The organism is Comamonas testosteroni ATCC 11996 (assembly GCF_000241525.1).
GTDB lineage: Bacteria > Pseudomonadota > Gammaproteobacteria > Burkholderiales > Burkholderiaceae_C > Comamonas > Comamonas testosteroni.
In genome coordinates, this window is record NZ_AHIL01000006.1 from 1 (window position 1) to 1,070 (window position 1,070).

1 protein-coding gene is annotated in these 1,070 nt (G+C 56.2%); it reads left to right on the forward strand.

The window, feature by feature from the left end:
• Positions 1–109: 109 nt before the first annotated feature.
• Positions 110–1,070: IS481 family transposase (locus tag CTATCC11996_RS03100; protein WP_003072982.1), on the forward strand; the 961-nt coding region annotated here is incomplete at its 3' end.

The window sequence follows — 1,070 nt, forward strand, 5'->3', positions numbered from 1 at the left end:
GTCGGGTCCCGGACGATTGGCTGCTTAAAAACAAGCGTCCGTTGCTGCATGGCCGAGAGGTACTGCAAGCAGTTCTGGCAACATGGCAATCCCGTGCCAAGGAGTTGCCATGCTGATCAGCCTTCACAAGAACGCTACGACCACACCTGCCACCCGTTTGGCATTGCAGCAAGCCAGTGGTACTGATCGAGAGTTGGCGCAGCAATACGGGATTGGCATAGGGACCGTGCGTAAGTGGCGGGGCAGAACCACGGTGCATGACGCCAGCCACACGGCCCACCGCCTGCAAACGACTCTCAATGCAGGGCAGGAAGAGCTGGTTATTTATCTGCGCAGCCAGCTGCGGCTACCTCTGGATGACTTATTGGCGGTGGTGCGAGAGTTCATTGAGCCGGCCATGAGCCGCTCGGCGCTGGATCGCTTGCTGCGCAGACGAGGCCACTCCAGATTGCCCGTACAGCCCAAGCCTGAGGGCGAGCACAAACCCTTCAAGGCGTATGAGCCTGGCTATGTACATGTAGATGTGAAGTACCTGCCCCAGATGCACGATGAGGACAAGCGCCGCTATGTTTTTGTTGCCATCGATCGAGCTACACGCTGGGTGTTCATTGATATCAAGCAGCACAAGACGGCAGCATCCGCCAAAGCCTTCTTGGCTGCCGTACGCAAAGCTGCAGCGTTCAAGATCCACACCATCCTCACCGACAACGGCAAAGAGTTCACAGACCGATTGTTTGGAAGCCGCACACGTCAGCCCTCAGGCGAGCACGAATTCGACCAGTTATGCCAAGCATTGGGGATAGAGCATCGGCTGACCAAGCCAAAGACGCCACAAACCAACGGCATGGTTGAGCGCTTCAATGGCCGCCTGAGCCAGGTGCTGCGCTCGCATCACTTCAACAGTGCAGAGGATTTGGAGAAGACACTGCACAGGTTTGTCTGGCTGTACAACCACCACTTGCCACAAAAGGCACTGGGGCATGAAGCCCCAGTCCAAGCACTCAAAAAATGGAAGATGAAAGCTCCTGATTTATTCGTCAAGAACGTGCGTAATCATCCGGGACCCGACA